General features: G+C 62.0%; 16 protein-coding genes. 10 read left to right on the top strand and 6 right to left on the bottom strand.

The genetic code is table 11. The features are described 5' to 3' along the window. Positions 1-55 precede the first annotated feature (55 nt). The 3 genes from HBH25_RS21425 to HBH25_RS21415 all read left to right on the top strand — a co-directional run bounded on the left by HBH25_RS21425 (position 56) and on the right by HBH25_RS21415 (position 2,381). Positions 56-967, top strand: a complete 912-nt coding sequence (locus tag HBH25_RS21425; protein WP_168085962.1) for a LysR family transcriptional regulator — start codon at positions 56-58, stop codon at positions 965-967. 98 nt (positions 968-1,065) lie between these two features. Next, the gene (locus HBH25_RS21420) at positions 1,066-1,605 is read left to right on the top strand and encodes a PadR family transcriptional regulator (protein WP_168085961.1); all 540 of its coding nucleotides are present in this window, start codon (positions 1,066-1,068) and stop codon (positions 1,603-1,605) included. Between the two features lie 2 nt (positions 1,606-1,607). Further along, entirely contained in the window at positions 1,608-2,381 is a 774-nt protein-coding gene (locus HBH25_RS21415) for a siderophore-interacting protein (protein ID WP_168085960.1), read from the top strand. On the opposite strand, the gene HBH25_RS21410 is transcribed toward HBH25_RS21415, so the two are convergent. Next, a complete protein-coding gene (locus HBH25_RS21410) occupies positions 2,338-2,997 on the bottom strand; it encodes a Pr6Pr family membrane protein (protein ID WP_168085959.1) in 660 nt (219 codons plus the stop codon). The genes HBH25_RS21415 and HBH25_RS21410 overlap by 44 nt on opposite strands. 148 nt (positions 2,998-3,145) lie before the next feature. On the opposite strand from HBH25_RS21410, the gene HBH25_RS21405 reads away from it, so the two are divergent. Continuing rightward, entirely contained in the window at positions 3,146-3,352 is a 207-nt protein-coding gene (locus HBH25_RS21405) for a hypothetical protein (RefSeq protein ID WP_168085958.1), read from the top strand. A 37-nt stretch (positions 3,353-3,389) separates the two neighbouring features. Further along, complete coding sequence (locus tag HBH25_RS21400) at positions 3,390-5,783, top strand: glucose/quinate/shikimate family membrane-bound PQQ-dependent dehydrogenase (protein WP_168085957.1); 2,394 nt, start codon at positions 3,390-3,392, stop codon at positions 5,781-5,783. 697 nt (positions 5,784-6,480) lie between these two features. Here the strand turns inward: HBH25_RS21400 and HBH25_RS21395 are convergent. The 4 genes from HBH25_RS21395 to HBH25_RS21380 are packed head-to-tail and all read right to left on the bottom strand — an operon-like array spanning position 6,481 to position 10,796. After that, the gene (locus tag HBH25_RS21395; protein WP_168084333.1) at positions 6,481-6,906 is read right to left on the bottom strand and encodes a group I truncated hemoglobin; all 426 of its coding nucleotides are present in this window, start codon (positions 6,904-6,906) and stop codon (positions 6,481-6,483) included. Further along, the gene (locus HBH25_RS21390) at positions 6,906-7,730 is read right to left on the bottom strand and encodes a DUF3034 family protein (protein WP_229631913.1); all 825 of its coding nucleotides are present in this window, start codon (positions 7,728-7,730) and stop codon (positions 6,906-6,908) included. The genes HBH25_RS21395 and HBH25_RS21390 overlap by 1 nt, the downstream gene beginning before the upstream one ends. Before the next feature lie 44 nt (positions 7,731-7,774). Continuing rightward, positions 7,775-10,132: a putative bifunctional diguanylate cyclase/phosphodiesterase gene (locus HBH25_RS21385; RefSeq protein ID WP_168084335.1), complete on the bottom strand. Its 2,358-nt coding sequence runs from the start codon at positions 10,130-10,132 to the stop codon at positions 7,775-7,777. Beyond that, positions 10,116-10,796: a methylamine utilization protein gene (locus HBH25_RS21380; protein ID WP_420708481.1), complete on the bottom strand. Its 681-nt coding sequence runs from the start codon at positions 10,794-10,796 to the stop codon at positions 10,116-10,118. Before HBH25_RS21380 ends, HBH25_RS21385 begins: the two co-directional genes overlap by 17 nt. A gap of 221 nt (positions 10,797-11,017) precedes the next feature. Between HBH25_RS21380 and lon the strand changes: the two genes are divergently transcribed. The 5 genes from lon to nadE all read left to right on the top strand — a co-directional run bounded on the left by lon (position 11,018) and on the right by nadE (position 16,716). Further along, on the top strand, positions 11,018-13,456 hold the full coding sequence (gene lon, locus HBH25_RS21375) for an endopeptidase La (RefSeq protein WP_168084336.1): 2,439 nt from the start codon (positions 11,018-11,020) through the stop codon (positions 13,454-13,456). Between the two features lie 64 nt (positions 13,457-13,520). Next, entirely contained in the window at positions 13,521-13,925 is a 405-nt protein-coding gene (locus HBH25_RS21370) for a protease inhibitor I42 family protein (protein ID WP_168084337.1), read from the top strand. Between the two features lie 153 nt (positions 13,926-14,078). After that, positions 14,079-14,822, top strand: coding sequence for a carboxy-S-adenosyl-L-methionine synthase CmoA (gene cmoA / locus HBH25_RS21365; protein WP_168084338.1), 744 nt, complete (start codon positions 14,079-14,081; stop codon positions 14,820-14,822). Further along, positions 14,819-15,781, top strand: coding sequence for a tRNA 5-methoxyuridine(34)/uridine 5-oxyacetic acid(34) synthase CmoB (cmoB, locus tag HBH25_RS21360; RefSeq protein ID WP_168084339.1), 963 nt, complete (start codon positions 14,819-14,821; stop codon positions 15,779-15,781). Before cmoA ends, cmoB begins: the two co-directional genes overlap by 4 nt. A gap of 95 nt (positions 15,782-15,876) precedes the next feature. After that, positions 15,877-16,716, top strand: a complete 840-nt coding sequence (gene nadE / locus HBH25_RS21355) for an ammonia-dependent NAD(+) synthetase (protein ID WP_168084340.1) — start codon at positions 15,877-15,879, stop codon at positions 16,714-16,716. A gap of 6 nt (positions 16,717-16,722) precedes the next feature. Here nadE and pdxJ read toward each other — a convergent pair whose 3' ends face one another. Beyond that, entirely contained in the window at positions 16,723-17,475 is a 753-nt protein-coding gene (pdxJ, locus tag HBH25_RS21350; protein WP_168084341.1) for a pyridoxine 5'-phosphate synthase, read from the bottom strand. Positions 17,476-17,630 lie beyond the last annotated feature (155 nt).

Raw genomic sequence — 17,630 nt, 5'->3', positions numbered from 1 at the left:
ACTTGAGCTGGATAAACATCCGCTTTGTTTAATCATTGGCAAGCTGAGGTTGATAATGGACGTGTTGCTGGCCATGTCGGTGTATGTGAGGGTGGTAGAAGAAGGCAGCATGACGGCTGCTGCACAGGCGTGCGGGCTTTCAACGACCATGGTAGGCAATCATATTCGCGCTCTTGAGCAGCGCCTGGGCGTCAGCCTCTTGCAACGTACCACCCGGCGCCAGCGCCTGACCGAATTCGGCACCCAGTACTACCAGCGCTGTGTGGAGGTCCTTGGGCTGGTCGACGCTGCCGAACAGTTGGCTGAACAGGCCCAGGCTGAACCTGCTGGCCGGCTGCGTATCACGGCGCCGCTCACGTTTGGCGTAGAACGGCTGTCCCCTGCGCTGGCCGAGTACCACCGGCATTACCCTAAGGTCCGGCTCGATGTGGTTCTGAGCAACCAGCGCCTGGACCTGCTGGACAACGGCTTCGATATTGCCATACGCCTGGGCAACCCTGACCCGGCCAACGGGGTAATCGCGCGCCGCCTGGAAGACTACACGCTCACCATCTGTGCCGCGCCAGCGTACCTGCACGCCCATGGCATACCCCAGGCTCCGATGGACTTGTGCGCCCACAACTGCCTCGCCTTCGATTACCCCGCTGGGGATGACTGGCAATGGGTGGAGAAGCAATGGCGGCTGGAGGGTGCTGAGGGGGAGGTACTGGTACCCGTCAGTGGGTCGATCATCATGAACAGCTCATCTGGGCTGCACCAGGCCGCCTTGGCGGGCATGGGCATTGTGATGATGCCGGACCCTCTGGTAGCCGACGACCTGGCTAACGGCCGGCTGGTGCCGTTGCTGCAAGCCTATCGGCTACCCCGCCGGCCCATGAACCTGATGTATGCCAGCGACCGCTATCGGCTGCCCAAAATCCGTACGTTCGTGGACTTCGCACTCGACCGTTGGGCACGGCCCGCCTAAGAAGCTGTGGGCACCGTGGCGACGAACGGAAAGATACATCTCTAGACTATTCTTAAGATATATCTTAACCTGCGCTCACATCCCACAGGAGTATCACCATGAAACACCATCATCCTCATCATGACGGCCTTGACCATGGCCCCAAGGGTCGTGAACGCGGCCCTCGCGGCGGCAAGGTCTTTGCCCCCGGCGATCTCAAGCTGCTGCTGCTGTCGCTGATCGCCGAGCAGCCCTGCCATGGCTACGACCTGATCCGCCGTATCGAAGGCTTGTTCGATGACACCTACAGCCCAAGCCCTGGCGTGATCTACCCTACCCTCACGTTCCTGGAAGAAAGTGACCTGATTGTGAGCGCAGCCGACGGCAACAAGAAGCTGTACAGCGTCACTGATGCCGGGCAGGCCTCCCTAGGCGAGCAAGCCGTTGCACTGGACGGCATTCGCACCCGCATTGACGTCAGCAAGCGTGCCCTGCGTGGCCCCGATCGCCCACCGGCTATCCATGAGGCAGTGAACAACCTGCGCCATGCGTTGCATGTTCATCATGGCCGTTGGACCGAAGAGGAAATCACCCGGGTTCGCGACCTGCTTAATCAAACAGCCCACGCCATCGTCGGCAGCAGTACCTCTCAGGAGTGACCATGACTCAACGCCCTGAATCGGCCACACGCCGCGTGATGCATGAAATCAAACGCCGCCAGCTGGAGGTGTTGCGGGTAACCGACCTGACGCCGCGCATGCGCCGTATCACCCTGGGCGGCCCGCAATTGGCTGGCTTTCTGAGCCTGGCCCCGGATGACCACATCAAGCTGATGTTTCCACGCACGCCCGAGGAAGCGGCGGCGCTGCCCACGCTGGTGCTGGGCCAGGGCGATGAAGGGCCTAAGCCCGCCATGCGCGACTACACCCCAAGGCGTATCGACCTGGCAGCTGGCGAGTTGGACATCGACTTCGTGATCCACGGTGACGGCCCTGCGTCTACATGGGCCGAGCAGGCCCAACCCGGGCACACGCTGTACATAGGCGGCCCTCGTGGCTCGCTGATTGTGGAGGACGTGTTTGACAGTTACCTGTTGATCGGCGACGAAACCGCCTTGCCCGCCATCGCCCGGCGGCTGGAAGAATTGCCTGCCAACCGCCAGGTACTGGCGGTGATCGAAATCGAAGACGATCAGGAGCGCCAACCCCTTCCAGGGCGACCTGGCCTGGAAGTGATCTGGGTGCTGCGCCATCCGCAACGCCTTGAACACACTGTCGCCGGGCTGACCCTGCCCGCCGGCAAGCTGTATGGCTGGGTCGCCACCGAAGCGTCGTTGTCACGCCGGTTGCGGCGCATTCTGCTGGACCAGTTCCAGCTAAGCGAAGACCACGTCAAGGCTGCTGGCTATTGGCGCCGTGAAGGCGACGACGCCTAGCCAAGCCAGCATCCACGCTGACTGTTATCAGCCCACCTAGGCAAAACGCAATTAGCAGGCCCAGTGCGTTGACGAATGCACGGGCAAAACCCAACTCGGTGGCGTCCATGAAGGGGTATGGCCATACACCAATGGACCAGCCGCGCATCAGCGTAAAGCCGTACCAGCCTAAGGGGTACAGAGCCCAAAGCGCCACATGGTGACGGCGCAACTGCCCCTTGGGAATGCACCCCCACCAGAACGCCAGCATCGCCGGCGGCATCAGGTCATGCAGCACTTCATTGACCACCCACTGCACCCCCTGGGGGTGCCAGAACTGGCGCAGTAGCAGGTTGTAGGCAATACCCACCAGCAGCATGCTAAGCACTGCGCAACTGGCTACCGGCGGCAAGCGGAAGAAACGTGACGGGCGTGTGCCCCGAGGCCAAGCGTGCGCACTCAATACCGCAGCGGCAAATGTGTTGCTCAGTACCGTGAAATAACTCAATACGTGGATCAATCCGCCGACAAGGCTCGCCCCTATTGCCCAACGCGACTGCAGTACCAGGTAAACCTGCGTCACAATGGCGGCCCAGGCAATCAAGGCCAGCAGCTTTACTGCAGTGAGCCCCCGCATCAGTTGCCGCTCCGCATTGTTACGAAGTGAACAAGACTGTCTTTTTGCAGCGGCGCTTTGCCGCAGCGGCAGATGGCTATATTCTCCCCGCGCTTTTGGCTGAAACCGTTCAGCCTATTACATAAAACCATTAGAAAGACTGCCTTCAATGCCTGCCCCTACTCCCCGCCTACCCGGCGGCGTTGTGCGTTACGTGGCCTCTGCCATGGCGTACGCCGTGCCTACCCTACCTACCCTTCACGTTTCATGCACAGGCCTGTTCGACGCAGGCCTGGCCTGGACGTTCGATGGCGAGAAATGGGCGGCCCGTGAGGGCGGGCGTAGGCAGGCACCTCCCACTGGCGCCCCTGCATAAAGGGCCCAGCATTTTCACACTTTGGAGATTCGTACGTATGAGCACTGACAGTGCCAAGAGCGGTCGGCGCCTGTTGCCTACCCTGCTCGGCCTGCTCTTCCTGCTGATGGGCCTGGCCTTGCTGGTGGGCGGTATCAAGCTGGTGGCGGCCCATGGGTCGCTGTATTACCTGGTGGCCGGTGTCGGCATCCTGCTGACCGGCGTACTCCTGGTCGCCCACAAGCGCGCCGCCTTGGCGGTATATGCGCTGGTCCTGTTCGGCAGCACCCTGTGGGCATTGTGGGAAGTGGGCCTGGACTGGTGGCAGCTGGTGCCACGTTTGGCACTGTGGTTCGCCCTGGGCGTGGTCATGCTGCTGCCTTGGCTGCGCCTGCCCCTGACCCGTGGTGCGCGCTACCCCCTTGGCACTAATGGCCTGGGCGTAGCCGTGGTGCTGGCCGGCCTGTGTGCCCTGGCCAGCCAATTTACACACCCTGGTGAAATCAAAGGCGAGCTGGGCCGCGACACGGCAGGCACTGCCAGCGCCGCCCCTGCCATGGCCGAGGGCGACTGGGGTTCCTATGGGCGCACCGCCTTTGGTGACCGCTACTCACCGCTCACGCAGATCACGCCCGGCAACGTAGCCAAGCTGGAACCGGCCTGGAGCTTCCGTACGGGTGACATTCCAGGCGCTGGCGACCCTGGCGAGACCACGGCGGAAAACACGCCGCTGAAGGTCAACGGCTTGCTGTACGTGTGCACACCGCACAGCCAGGTGATTGCCCTGGACCCGGATACCGGTAAGGAAATCTGGCGCTTCGACCCGAAAATCAGCTCCCAGGGCGCTGACAGCTTCAAGGGCTGGGCCCATATGACCTGCCGCGGTGTGTCGTACCACGATGACGCCGCCTATGCAGCTGATACCCAAGCCAGCCCAGCGGTGGCGACTGCATGCCCGAAGCGTATCTTCGTGCCCACTGCCGATACCCGCTTGATCGCACTCAATGCCGATACCGGCAAGATGTGTGAAGACTTCGGCAACAAAGGCGCCATCGACCTGAGCGCCAACATTGGCACCTTTGCGCCGGGCGGCTACTACTCCACGTCGCCACCCGCAGTGACCAAAGACCTGGTAATCATTGGTGGCCACGTGACCGACAACGTGTCGGTGGACGAGCCTTCGGGGGTGATCCGTGCCTTCGACGTACATGACGGCCACCTGGTCTGGAACTGGGACAGTGGCAACCCGGAACACACCACCCCGATCGCACCGGGCGAGCACTACACCCGTAACTCGCCCAACATGTGGTCGCTGATCTCGGTAGACGAGAAACTGGGCCTGCTGTACCTGCCCATGGGCAACCAGATGCCCGACCAGTGGGGCGGCGACCGTACCCCGGAAAGCGAGCGGTACAGCGCTGGCGTGACGGCCCTGGACATCGCCAGCGGCCAGGTGCGCTGGACCTTCCAGTTCACCCACCACGACCTGTGGGACATGGACGTGGGCGGCCAGCCCAGCCTGATCGACATCAAGACCGCTGACGGCCTCAAGCCGGCTGTGATGGCGTCGACCAAGCAAGGCAGCATCTACGTGCTGGACCGTACCAACGGCCAGCCTATTGTGCCGGTCAACGAAACGCCGGTGCCACAAGGCGCGGTGGAAGGTGACCATACCTCGCCGACTCAGCCGATGTCCGAGCTGAACTTCATGCCGCCTACCCTTCGCGAACAGGACATGTGGGGCGTGACGCCGTTCGACCAGATGCTGTGCCGTATGGACTTCCGCTCCATGCGCTACGAAGGCATCTACACGCCACCCTCCCTGCAAGGTTCTCTCGTGTACCCAGGCAACTTCGGGGTGTTCGACTGGGGTGGGATTTCGGTTGATCCGGTTCGCCAGATTGCCTTCGTGAACCCGGACTACATGGCGTTCAAGTCGCGCCTGGTACCCCGTGCCGATGTGGAAAGCGGCCCCGCTCGCAAGAGCGAGACCGAAGGCGTGCAGCCTAACAAAGGCGCGCCCTACGGCGTGGTATTGGAAGCCTTCCTGTCCAAGGCCGGCCTGCCGTGCCAGGCACCGGCGTGGGGTTACGTGGCAGCTGTGGACCTGACCACTCACAAGACCCTGTGGAAGCACAAGAACGGCACCGTGCGCGACAGCGCTCCGGTACCGATGCCGCTGACCATGGGCGTGCCCAGCCTGGGGGGGACCTTCGTGACAGCCAGCGGCCTTGGCTTCCTGAGCGGCACCCTGGACCAGTACCTGCGTGCCTACGACATGAACAACGGCAAGCAGCTCTGGGAAGCCCGCCTGCCAGCCGGTGCGCAAACCACGCCGATGACCTACACCGGCAAGGACGGCCGCCAGTACGTACTGGTGGTTGCCGGCGGCCACGGTTCGCTGGGCACTAAGCAAGGTGACTACGTGATGGCGTATGCACTGCCCAAGTGATGCACTGACGATGTAACGAAAACGGCGCCCTTCAAGGCGCCGTTTTCGTATGCCATACGCTGCCCGCTGTGGGACTGGCCGGAGCCGTAGGCGCAGACCGGGAACCTGCCGGGCTACCACAGGCGAGGTTTCTATAGGTGGGTTGCACACTGTGGGACTGGCCGGAGCCGTAGGCGCAGGCCGGGAACCTGCGGGCGCTGCGTGCCCGGCCAGTTCGCCCGCTCCGCAGGCTCCCACAGGCGAGGTTTCTGTAGGTGGGTTCCACACTGTGGGACGGGGCGGAGCCGAAGGCGCAGGCCAGGAATCTGCCGGGCGTTACGTGCACGGCCAGTTCGCCCGCTACGCAGGCTCCCACAGGCGAGGTTTCTGTAGGTGGGTTGCACGCTGTGGGACGGGTCGGAGCCGAAGGCGCAGGCCAGGAATCTGCCGGGCGCTGCGTGCACGGCCAGTTCGCCCGCTATGCAGGCTCCCACAGGCAAGGTTTCTGTAGGTGCGTTGCCCGCTGTGGGACTGGCCGGAGCCGTAGGCGCAGGCCGGGAACCTGCCGGGCTACCACAGGCGAGGTTTCTATAGGTGGGTTGCACACTGTGGGACTGGCCGGAGCCGTAGGCGCAGGCCGGGAACCTGCGGGCGCTGCGTGCACGGCCAGTTCGCCTGGTACGTGGGCTCCCGCAGGGTTTGCAGAACAGGGCCTGTATCACCTGCGAATCACCTCACCCCGCTCGGCCGCCAACCGGGCCAGCAGCCGGTTCTGCACGGGCGTAGGCACGCCCTGGCTGTCCATCGAGGCCATCAGGTTTTCCACCAACGCATTGAACTCCGCAGGGCTGATCTGCTGGCCCTTGTGGGCTTCAGCCATGGTGTCACCGGTATAGGTACACGGGCCGCCCGCTTCAACGCAGAACTTTTCAACCAGCTTGCTTCTCAACCGCTCTGGGTCCACGTTGCGAAAGTGCTGCACAATACGCGGGTCTCGGGCAACGTTAAGCAACATGCCTTCCACGATACGTGTAATACCAGGTTTGCCACCCAAGGCCTGGTACAAGCTGTCATCCGCAACAGGCGCCTGGGTACACGCCGACAGCAATGCCACCAACCCCGCAACCAGCACCGCACGCCGCATCAGAAGCCCCCCTGAATAGACAGGTAGGTACCGTTCTGGTTATCCAGGGTGGCGATTTCGCCCAGCCGGGCATAGGCCAGTACCACGGATACATGCTTGGTCGGGAACCAGCCCACAAAGAGATCAGCCCAGTCGCTTTCACCCGCAAATGACAGGTTATCCGGCTTCTCCCGGTACTCCAGCCCTACCGCCCAGCGCGGGTTGAGCAACACAGCCACGGCCCCCTCCTTGAGCAGGCTACGGCTGGCCCGACGGTCGCCGCCAAAGCCCAGCAGGCCCAGCTCGTTAGCACGGCTGTAACGCAGGCCAGCGTTCACCAATAGGTTGTAGCCAAAGGCGCCGCCCATGAACAACCGGCTGGCCGCCAGGTACCCCTCTACGTCTTCATCGCGGCGCGCGCCGACTAGGCTGGGGATAAGAAAGTCCCTCTGGTGCTTGTATTCCAGCCCCAGGGATACCTGAGGCAGGCGGTCATAGATCAGGTCGCCGAACAGCCGCACCTTGGCCCCAAGCACGTCCTGGCTCAAGGTGTTCTCCGGCAGGTTCAGCGTGTGTACCAGGCTACCCAAGTCGAAGCGATTGCGTGCCACGGACAGCTCGATCCGGTTCCCATAGCCCACTGCCGCGCCCGCCACGTCCAGCCGGTAGTCCGGCAGTTGCACACGGGTAGCGAACACGGTGGCGCCGACCTGGCCCTCGTCCCCGTAGCCCGCAATCATGGCCCAGGGCGTAAGGCCACCGCCCGCCGCACCGTCAATGCTGCTTGCGCCACCGGTGGCCAGCAGGCGCCCCTGGCGGCCAGGCTCATCGGCAAAGGCCGGCATGCTTAGCGTTAAGGCTATGCCTAGCAGCGCGTTGGCAAACCGCTTCATCCCACCACCGTCTTAGCCGGTAAGTACACTGTTTTGCGTACCCAGGCTTCAAAGTGTTCAGCCGTCAAGGGGCGGCTGATGAGGTAGCCCTGGGCCGTGTCGCAATTCCAGCGTTCAAGCAGGCGCAGGCTGCGCTCATACTCCACGCCTTCAGCCACTACCTTGAGCCCCAGGTTATGGCTCATTTCAATGGTGGAACGCACGATCACGGCGTCTTCGCTGGTTTCGTCCAAGTCCCGCACGAAGGACTGGTCGATCTTGAGTTCTTGCACGGGCAAGCGCTTGAGGTGGGCCAGGGAAGAATAACCGGTACCGAAATCATCCACCGACAGGCTGATGCCGCAGTTTCGCAACTGGTGCAGCACGTGAAGGGCGGCCTCCGGTTCGCGCATGATGGCGCTCTCGGTGATTTCGAACGTCAGTTGCTGGGCAGGGACGCCATGGCTGCTCAGTAGGCGCGGCACCCGATCGGCCAGGTCCGTGCCCAGCAAGTCCTCAGCAGAGACGTTGACAGACAGTTCCACCTGCAGGCCCCGGCTGTTCCATTCAGCCAGTTGGCGAATGCTTTCGGCGATCACCCAGCGTGTCAGCGCCTGGATGCTGCCGGTACGCTCAGCCAAGGCGATGAACTCTCCGGGTGAAACCTGCCCGAACTGCGGGTGATTCCAACGCAGCAGGGCTTCGGCCTGGCGCACCTGGCCAAGGCGCAGGTCCAGCTTGGGCTGGTAGTGCAACAGCAGCTCACCGTTCTCGGCAGCGTTGCGCAGGTCGCGGATCAGGCTGACCTCGCGCAGGTGCACCAGGTCCCTGCCATGCTGGTACAACTGCAACCGGCCCGGCAGCGCCTGGGCATCGGTGCGGGCAATGGCCGCACGCGAGGCCAGCACGTCTGCACTGCTGCCGTCATCGGGGAAGACCGCAATGCCGATACTGGCATCCAGGCTGAAGTCGTGGCCGTCCAACCGCCGCGCCTTGAGCAGCGCTTGCTGCAACCGGTCTGCCACGGCCACGGCGCGTTGGGCGTCTACGGCTTCAAGTACCAACAGGTACTCACCCCCGATGAGGTGCGCCAGGGTATCGCCGGGCCGAAGCACCGGTTCAAGGGTCGGCCCTACGCTGCGCAACAGGTTCTCGGCAAAGCCTGTTCCGCCGTTGGTGGTCAGCGCTGCCAGGTTGTCCAGGGTCAGGCTCAGCACTGCCGCTGGCCGCTCTGCCGCGATGGCGCTGCCCAGGCGCTCCATGGCCAGTGCTCGGTTGGGTAGGCCCGTCAGGTGGTCATGGAGCGCATTATGGGCCAGGCGATGCTCACGCTCGGCAATACCGGCCTGCATCATGTTGATGGCACTGGCCAGGGTGCCGAATTCATCACTACGGCGCAGTTGTACCCGTACGTGATAGTCGCCTTGGCCGATACGCTCTGCGGCATCGGCCAAAACACGCACGGGGCTTGAAATCGTGCGCGCAAGCAACAGCGCGCCAATCAAAGAGGCCACCAGTGCGGCCAGCGCGATAATCAGGATGTCATGGTCCAGCGGCGCAAAGGCGTGCATGGCATCGTCCAGTGGGCTTTGCAGCAAGGCGATCACGCGCTCATCTGTGCCAGGCGCCCCTGCCAGCTCCAGGCGCTGTTCAAGAAAGCGTTGCCCGTCATGTTCACCCAGTGTAACCAGTGCAGGCGGGTGCTCGTTGAGCAGCCATTGAAGTAGCTCGGCACGCAGGCCTTGGGGTTGGGTCGTGATCAAGGCACTAGGCTGATCGCCGTTCACCGCCAGGAAAGACACTTGCAGGTTACTTAACGCGTGCAGTTCTTGGGCAAAGGCGTCGTCCATGGTGAACCCCATCACCACGCGGGCGATGGGGAGTGGCGCCAGTACTACAGCGTCCACCAGCAACACCGGCATGCCGCCCCACGCCACGATCAGCATGTTCTGGTTGCGTTTGCGTGCCTCACGCAGGGCTTGGTCGTAAGGGAACAGCGCTCCTTCAGCGAAGGTGGCGTGGGTACTGGCCATAACCTTGCCATCCATGCCCAGCAGCACGGCGTCACTGGCGCCGATACGGCCACCATGGTTGAGCAAGGCCGAGCGGATGGTGGCAGCGTCGGCGCTGGTGATAGCGTCTCGCAGGCCAAAGTCGGCGGCCAGCAGCTGCACGCCATCACGCAGGCGCCGGCCTCGCATGTCCAGCAGGCGTTCGAAGACGCGCCCGCCCACCTCCAGCTGTTGGTGAGCCTGTGCCTGCACGGCGTCACTGGTCGCCAGCTTGACCGCGACGGTCAAGGCCACAATCACCACCAGTAGCAACAGCACCAGTACCGTGCTGATACGCCATTGAACGCTATTCTTTGTTTTCACGCAGTGCCTTGCCGAACGCATCGCCGAATGGGCTGGTGGGCGGTACAGGTGCGTCGCTGGCCAGTGGCTGCACGGCCAGGGTGAACACTTTGCTCACGGCGGCTTGTGTGATCACCAGATTACCGCCGGCCTGGGGCTGCAGGTCTGCACGCTGGGGGTGCCACAGGGTCAGGCTGTAGCTGCCAGTAGGTAGATTGGCAAAGGTTACCTGGCCTTTGCTGTCCGTCACGCCGTACCAAGGGTCCTGAGTCACGTAAATATAGCCCAGCATCCAGTCATGGATATTGCAACCGAGCACCACAACGCCGGGCTGGTCGAACAGCACGGGGGCAGCTGGAATGCCTTCGTACAGGCGCAATTCGAAGCGCTTGCTGGGAGAGAAGGAGTACACCTGGTGGCGAATGTCGTCGCTGTTGGGAAAGGTCACCGCCGTGCCGGTGTGTATAGCCAGCACGTGGGGGTAGAACACCTTGTCCCGCTGGTCCATGTCGGCCTTCAACGGCCCAGGCGCAGCGCCAGGGGGGCCGGCCAGCGTGACTACCGCGTCCGCCAATGGCGCGCCCTGTGGGTCGATAAGGCCGACTTGCAACATCCCGGCACACACTGAGGTTGCCACCGAGCTGGCCAGTAACCACACCGCAATACGGCAGAAGAAAACACGCATCGCACACACTCACGTCAAATCTGGGAGGCCCCACTCAAGGGCTCTACACCGGCCGGGGTAACACTGCAGCATAGTGCAGCCAACGGGGTAGCGAGGCTCGATGTGGCACAGGGGCGCTGTACTTGGTTATCGGCCGTAATGCCCAATCCTTCAGCCCTCCCATTGAAACCCGCGACGCTGTGCCCCATCTAAGCGTTCATAGCCATTTTCGCAGGTGCCCCATGAGCGACCAGGATTCCGTTGTGGACCACTCCAATGTTTCAGACGAAGCGTCCGCTGAATCGGAGCAGGTAGAGCATTCCACCACTTCCAGCACCGAGCTGGTATTGCCGGGCCAGAACCTGCCGGACAAAGTGTATGTGATCCCGATTCACAACCGGCCCTTCTTCCCTGCACAGGTGCTGCCGGTCATTGTCAACGAGGAGCCTTGGGCAGAAACCCTGGACCTGGTCGCTAAAACGCCGCACCACTCCCTGGCACTGTTCTACATGGAAACCCCTGCCGAGGACCCGCGCCACCTGGACACGGACACGCTGCCTCTGTACGGCACCCTGGTGAAGATCCATCACGCCAGCCGCGAAGACGGCAAACTGCAATTCGTGGCCCAAGGCCTGTCCCGGGTACGCATCCGCACGTGGCTCAAGCACCACCGCCCCCCCTACCTGGTGGAGGTGGAATACCCGCTGCAGCCGGTGGAGCCTACCGATGAGATCAAGGCCTACGGTATGGCCCTGATCAATGCCATCAAGGAGTTGCTGCCGCTTAACCCGCTGTACAGCGAAGAGCTGAAAAACTACCTCAACCGCTTCAGCCCTAACGACCCCTCGCCCCTGACTGACTTCGCCGCAGCGCTTACGTCCGCTACCGGTGCCGAGTTGCAGCAGGTGCTGGATTGCGTGCCCATGCTGCGCCGGATGGAACGGGTGCTGCCAATGCTACGCAAAGAGGTAGAAGTCGCCCGTTTGCAGAAAGAAATCTCTGCCGAGGTGAACAAGCAGATCGGCGAGCACCAGCGCCAGTTCTTCCTCAAGGAACAGCTTAAAGTCATCCAGCAGGAGCTGGGCCTGACCAAAGACGACCGCAGTGCTGACATCGAACAGTTCGAGCAGCGGCTGGAAGGCAAGACATTGCCGGTACCGGCCCGCAAGCGCATCGATGAGGAAATGGGCAAGCTGGCCATTCTGGAGACCGGCTCACCTGAATACGCCGTAACGCGCAATTACCTGGACTGGGCCACTGCCCTGCCCTGGGGTGTGTATGGCAAGGACAAGTTGGAGCTCAAGCACGCTCGCAAGGTATTGGACGCCCACCATGCAGGCCTGGGTGATATCAAGAACCGCATTCTGGAGTTCCTGGCCGTAGGCGCCTACAAGGGCGAGATCAGCGGCTCTATCGTACTGTTGGTGGGCCCACCAGGCGTGGGTAAGACCAGTATCGGCAAATCCATCGCCGAATCCCTGGGCCGGCCGTTCTACCGTTTCAGCGTGGGCGGCATGCGCGACGAGGCCGAGATCAAGGGGCACCGCCGTACCTACATCGGCGCCCAGCCCGGCAAGCTGGTGCAAGCGCTTAAGGATGTGGAGGTGATGAACCCGGTCATCATGCTCGATGAAATCGACAAGATGGGCCAGAGCTACCAGGGCGACCCGGCATCTGCCTTGCTCGAAACCCTGGACCCTGAGCAGAACGTGGACTTCCTTGACCACTACCTCGACCTGCGGCTGGACTTGTCCAAGGTGCTGTTCGTGTGTACCGCCAACACGCTGGATTCCATTCCCGGCCCCTTGCTGGACCGCATGGAGGTGATCCGCCTGTCTGGCTATATCACCGAGGAAAAGCTCGCCATCGCCAAGAAGCATCTGTGGCCCAAGCAGCTGGAAAAAGCTGGGGTGTCGAAAAACAACCTCACTATCAGTGACAGCGCCTTGCGCCTGGTGATCGAAGGCTATGCCCGCGAAGCCGGTGTACGCCAGCTGGAAAAACAACTGGGCAAGGTGGTGCGCAAATCCGTGGTCAAACTGCTGGACAACCCGGATGCGGTGATCAAGGTGGGCCCCAAGGAGCTTGAAGCCTACTTGGGCATGCCTGTGTTCCGTAGCGAACAGGTGCTGTCGGGCGTTGGCGTGATCACCGGGCTGGCCTGGACCAGCATGGGGGGTGCCACCCTGCCTATCGAAGCCACACGCATCCATAGCCTTACCCGGGGGTTCAAGCTCACGGGGCAACTGGGTGAGGTGATGAAAGAGTCCGCGGAAATCGCCTACAGCTATATCACGGCCAACCTCAAGCAGTTCGGTGGCGAGGCTACCTACTTCAACGAAGCTTTCGTACACCTACATGTTCCTGAAGGGGCTACCCCCAAGGACGGCCCTAGCGCAGGCGTGACCATGGCCAGTGCCTTGTTGTCTCTGGCCCGCAACCAGCCACCCAAGAAAGGCGTTGCCATGACGGGCGAGCTGACCCTGACGGGGCATGTACTGCCCATTGGCGGGGTACGCGAGAAAGTGATCGCAGCGCGCCGCCAAAAGCTCAACGAGCTGATTCTTCCAGAGGCCAACCGGGGTAACTTCCAGGAACTGCCGGACTACCTGAAGGAAGGGATTACCGTACACTTTGCGAAACGCTTTACCGATGTGGCCAAGGTGCTGTTCCAAGGTTAACGGTTCCGGGCGTCGCTTGCCTGCGCTATGCTCGCAGGCGTCGCCCCCGCCTGGATGCCTGTCGATGCCTGTTTTGCGTAGCCTTTTCCTTGCCAGCCTGGCCCTGCTTGCCGCTTGCGTGGGACGTCACACGCCCGATGCCTCGGTGGCGTTCGACTTGAGCCGGCAACAGCAATGCCCTGTGGTATTGGCCAAGGGCCAACTGCTTATTGTCACGCTCCCTAGCAACCCCACCACCGGCTACCGCTGGCTGGTGCAGAACCCAGCACCCGCTGCGCTGCGCAGCCTCGGGCCTGAGGTGTACACCAATGCCGAAGACGCTGGAATCGTAGGCGTGGCGGGCCAGTCAGTATGGCGCTATCGCGCTCAAGGCCCCGCCACGGGCAAGCTGCTGATGGTGCTGCAGCAACCCTGGGCACCTGAAGTGAAGCCCGTGCAGACCTTTGCGTGTGATATTGAGGTGCAGTAAGCCGCGCCAAGCTTCAAGCTTCAAGCTTCAAGCTTCAAGCTTCAAGCAAAGGCATCACAGGCCGCCATTACGCGATCCGCCTTTACTTGTAGCTTGTAGCTTGTAGCTTGCAGCTCTAAAATTCTCCGCCCCCGCCCTACCCGCAGACCTCCCGTGACCGAACGCCCTGATCGTCTTTTCGCCCAACCTCTGGCCCAGGTGCCCGACTTCGTCTTCAACGATGACGTGGTGCGGGTGTTTCCCGACATGATCAAGCGGTCAGTGCCGGGCTACCCGGCTATCGTGGAAAACCTAGGCGTGCTGGCGGCACGCTTTGCCCAACCCCATACGCACCTGTATGACCTGGGCGCTTCATTGGGCGCGGTTACCCAGGCGCTGCGCCGACATGTTCGCCAGGACGGTTGCCAGGTCATAGCCCTGGATAATTCGCCCGCCATGGTTCAGCGCTGCCAGGAGTACCTCAAGGCGCAAGACGGCATGTACCAGGAACTGCTGCCCGTGCAGGTCATGGAAGCCGACATTCTGGAGGTTGCGTTCAAACCAGCCTCAGTCGTGGCGCTGAACTTCACGCTGCAGTTCATCGCGCCGCAACACCGCCTGGCACTGCTGGCCCGCCTTCACCAGGCACTGGTACCGGGCGGCGCGTTGCTGCTGTCCGAAAAACTGCGCTTTGAAGACCCCCACGCTCATCACCTGCTCACTGAGCTGCACGTAGATTTCAAGCGCGCCAATGGCTACAGCGAGCTGGAGATTGCCCAGAAGCGCAGCGCCATCGAACATGTGATGAAGCCCGATACCTTCGAAACGCACCGTGACCGTTTGCTGGCTGCTGGCTTCAGCAAAGTCATCCCCTGGTTTCAATGCCTCAACTTCGCCTCGATGATTGCCCTGCCATGATTGACCTCGCTCCTCTCGTCCGCCGCCTGGCCGGCTCTCCCCTCGCCGATTGGGCCAATGGCCTGCAAGCCGACCTGAACAACCGGCTGGAAAAAGGCCACGGCGACCTTCAACGCTGGCAGGCTGCACTCAATGCCCTGCCGGTGTTAACGGCGAGTGAGGTGGACCTGGTCCACGGCCTGGCTCTGGAGGGTGACTGCGACGACAGCACCCGACACCAGCTGCACGACGCCCTGATGGGGCTATCGCCCTGGCGCAAAGGCCCTTTCAATGTGTTTGGTGTGCACGTAGACACCGAATGGCGTTCGGACTGGAAATGGGCCCGCGTGGCGCCCCATCTGAACCTGCGTGGCAAACGCGTGCTGGACGTAGGTTGCGGCAACGGTTACTACCAGTGGCGCATGTTGGGGGCTGGGGCTGAGAGTGTGATCGGCATCGACCCCAACTGGCTGTTTTTCTGCCAGTTCCAGGCGTTAAGCCACTACCTTCCAGCCTTGCCCGCCTGGCACCTGCCACTGGCCCTTGAAGACCTGCCGCCAAACCTTCAGGGATTCGACACTGTGTTCTCAATGGGCGTGCTTTATCACCGTCGCTCCCCCATCGACCATCTGTTTGCCTTGAAGGATTGCCTGGTCAAAGGGGGCGAACTGGTGCTGGAAACGCTCGTGGTAACCGGTGATGAGCGTCAGGTGCTGGTGCCGGAGGACCGCTACGCGCAAATGCGCAACGTCTGGTTCCTGCCCTCGGTAGCCGCGCTGGAATTGTGGGTACGGCGCGCCGGTTTCATCGATGTGAAATGCGTGGACGTCAGCTACACCACAACTGACGAACAGCGCAGTACCCCGTGGATGCGCTATCAGTCATTGGAGCACTTCCTGGCCCCAGAGGATCACACTAAAACCGTGGAAGGGCTGCCCGCGCCGATGCGTGCAGTGATTACGGCGCGCAAGCCAGCGTGACCTGTTACCGAGCGAACCTCAACGGATCAAGTTAAGCTTTACGCCTGTCTAAAGCCCTTTGCCAGCCTTAATGGTACTTACCGGAGGTCACCCTTATGAGCAATCGCCAGGCCGAAATCGCCGCAGCGCTGAACGTCGTTCCCCCCTTTGCCAATGAGGCAGCGCTGGTGGCCGAAGTCGACCGCCGCAAAGCCTTCATCAAGCAAACCCTGCGCAACGCTGGCTTGAAAGTGCTGGTACTGGGCATCAGTGGCGGTGTGGACTCAAGCACAGCGGGCCGCTTGGCGCAGTTGGCGGTCGAAGCGCTTCGCGAAGAAACGGGTGACAGTGCTTATCGCTTTATTGCCGTGCGCCTGCCCTATGCCCAGCAGCATGACGAAGAAGATGCCGCCGCCGCCATGAAGTTTGTAAACGCAGACGAGGAGGTGACGGTGAACATCGCAGGTGGTGTACAGGGGCTGGATGCTCAGTTGGACGCACTCACCGTGGCCAAGCCTTTGACCGACGCACGCCGTGATTTCGTGCGGGGCAATACCAAGGCGCGTATACGTATGGTGGCGCAATATGCCATTGCCAACGCCAACGATGGGCTGGTGATTGGTACGGACCATGCCGCTGAAGCCGTGATGGGGTTCTTCACCAAGTTCGGTGATGGGGCCTGCGACCTTACGCCCTTGGAAGGGCTGGTGAAAGGCCAGGTGCGCGCCATTGCTCAGTATCTGGGTGCACCCGAGAAGCTGTTCGCGAAAACGCCAACAGCCGACCTTGAAGAACTAACCCCAGGCAAGCCAGACGAAGACGCCCATGGGGTGACCTACCAGGAGATCGACGCCTTCCTACACGGGCAGCCCGTGCGCCAGGAGGCCTATGACACCATCGTGCGTACCTACGACAAGACGGCGCACAAACGCCGCCAGCCGTATGCGCCGGAGTAGCCTTATCTAGCGGTGGGCTCGATCTGCAGCGGCCACGATCAGTGCTTTCATCTCAGCTACGGCGGCCGGGAAGCCAACGAACAGAGCATGGGCCACTAAGGCGTGGCCAATGTTCAGTTCGTTAATGCCTGGGATGGCGGCTACAGGCTCCACATTGTGGTAATGCAAGCCATGGCCCGCGTTAACGATTAGCCCCAGGCTTAGACCCAGCGCTACGCCTTCGGTAATGCGCTGTAACTCAAGCGCCGCCTCTTCGGCGGTATGCGTATCTGCGTATCGCCCGGTGTGCAACTCAATGGCCGGAGCCCCAGTCCGGGCCGATGCCTGGATCTGTGCCGGGTCAGCGTCAATGAACAGTGAAACCTCGCTGCCTACAGCGCTCAGCCGCTCCACGGCATCACGGATACGCGCTTCCTGGCCCGCAACATCCAGGCCGCCTTCCGTGGTCAGCTCCTGCCGTGTTTCAGGCACCAGGCACACATGTTCTGCGCGTAGGCGCTCGGCGAACTCAAGCATCGTGTCTGTGACGCCCATTTCGAAGTTCATGCGGGTTTGCATCACTTGCTTGAGCAACAGCACATCCCGCTCCTGAATATGCCGGCGGTCTTCACGCAGGTGAACGGTGATACCGTCGGCGCCAGCCTGCTCAGCATCCAAGGCGGCCTTCACCGGGTCCGGGTAGCGCGTACCGCGGGCCTGACGCAAGGTGGCGACGTGGTCGATATTGACGCCCAACAAAATACGGGTGCGGGTGGTCACGGAAAAACTCCCTGGCTCTAGGTGACTGCAGGATACGTGGGATAGGCCTGGTACGCACCCATGGTGATGTAGTCGCACTTCCCGGCCTCCGCCTTCGGCTACGACCGGTCCCACAAGGAACGCACAGCAGGGCCATTGTAGGAGCTGGCGAAGCC

The organism is Pseudomonas quercus, from assembly GCF_012033695.1.
In the GTDB taxonomy this organism is placed as follows: Bacteria; Pseudomonadota; Gammaproteobacteria; order Pseudomonadales; family Pseudomonadaceae; genus Aquipseudomonas; species Aquipseudomonas quercus.
Note: the sequence above shows the minus strand (reverse complement) of the source record. Positions and strands in the feature narration are given on the sequence as shown.

Bases quoted from the DNA above. Each gene is read 5' to 3' on its own strand.
- HBH25_RS21395 (WP_168084333.1), bottom strand. From the start codon at position 6,906: ATGCGGCGTGCGGTGCTGGTTGCGGGGTTGGTGGCATTGCTGTCGGCG.
- HBH25_RS21370 (WP_168084337.1), top strand. From the start codon at position 13,521: ATGCCTGTTTTGCGTAGCCTTTTCCTTGCCAGCCTGGCCCTGCTTGCC.
- HBH25_RS21420 (WP_168085961.1), top strand. From the start codon at position 1,066: ATGAAACACCATCATCCTCATCATGACGGCCTTGACCATGGCCCCAAG.
- HBH25_RS21425 (WP_168085962.1), top strand. From the start codon at position 56: ATGGACGTGTTGCTGGCCATGTCGGTGTATGTGAGGGTGGTAGAAGAA.
- lon (WP_168084336.1), top strand. From the start codon at position 11,018: ATGAGCGACCAGGATTCCGTTGTGGACCACTCCAATGTTTCAGACGAA.
- HBH25_RS21390 (WP_229631913.1), bottom strand. From the start codon at position 7,730: ATGCCGGCCTTTGCCGATGAGCCTGGCCGCCAGGGGCGCCTGCTGGCC.
- cmoB (WP_168084339.1), top strand. From the start codon at position 14,819: ATGATTGACCTCGCTCCTCTCGTCCGCCGCCTGGCCGGCTCTCCCCTC.
- HBH25_RS21380 (WP_420708481.1), bottom strand. From the start codon at position 10,796: ATGCGTGTTTTCTTCTGCCGTATTGCGGTGTGGTTACTGGCCAGCTCG.
- HBH25_RS21410 (WP_168085959.1), bottom strand. From the start codon at position 2,997: ATGCGGGGGCTCACTGCAGTAAAGCTGCTGGCCTTGATTGCCTGGGCC.
- HBH25_RS21400 (WP_168085957.1), top strand. From the start codon at position 3,390: ATGAGCACTGACAGTGCCAAGAGCGGTCGGCGCCTGTTGCCTACCCTG.
- HBH25_RS21405 (WP_168085958.1), top strand. From the start codon at position 3,146: ATGCCTGCCCCTACTCCCCGCCTACCCGGCGGCGTTGTGCGTTACGTG.
- HBH25_RS21415 (WP_168085960.1), top strand. From the start codon at position 1,608: ATGACTCAACGCCCTGAATCGGCCACACGCCGCGTGATGCATGAAATC.
- nadE (WP_168084340.1), top strand. From the start codon at position 15,877: ATGAGCAATCGCCAGGCCGAAATCGCCGCAGCGCTGAACGTCGTTCCC.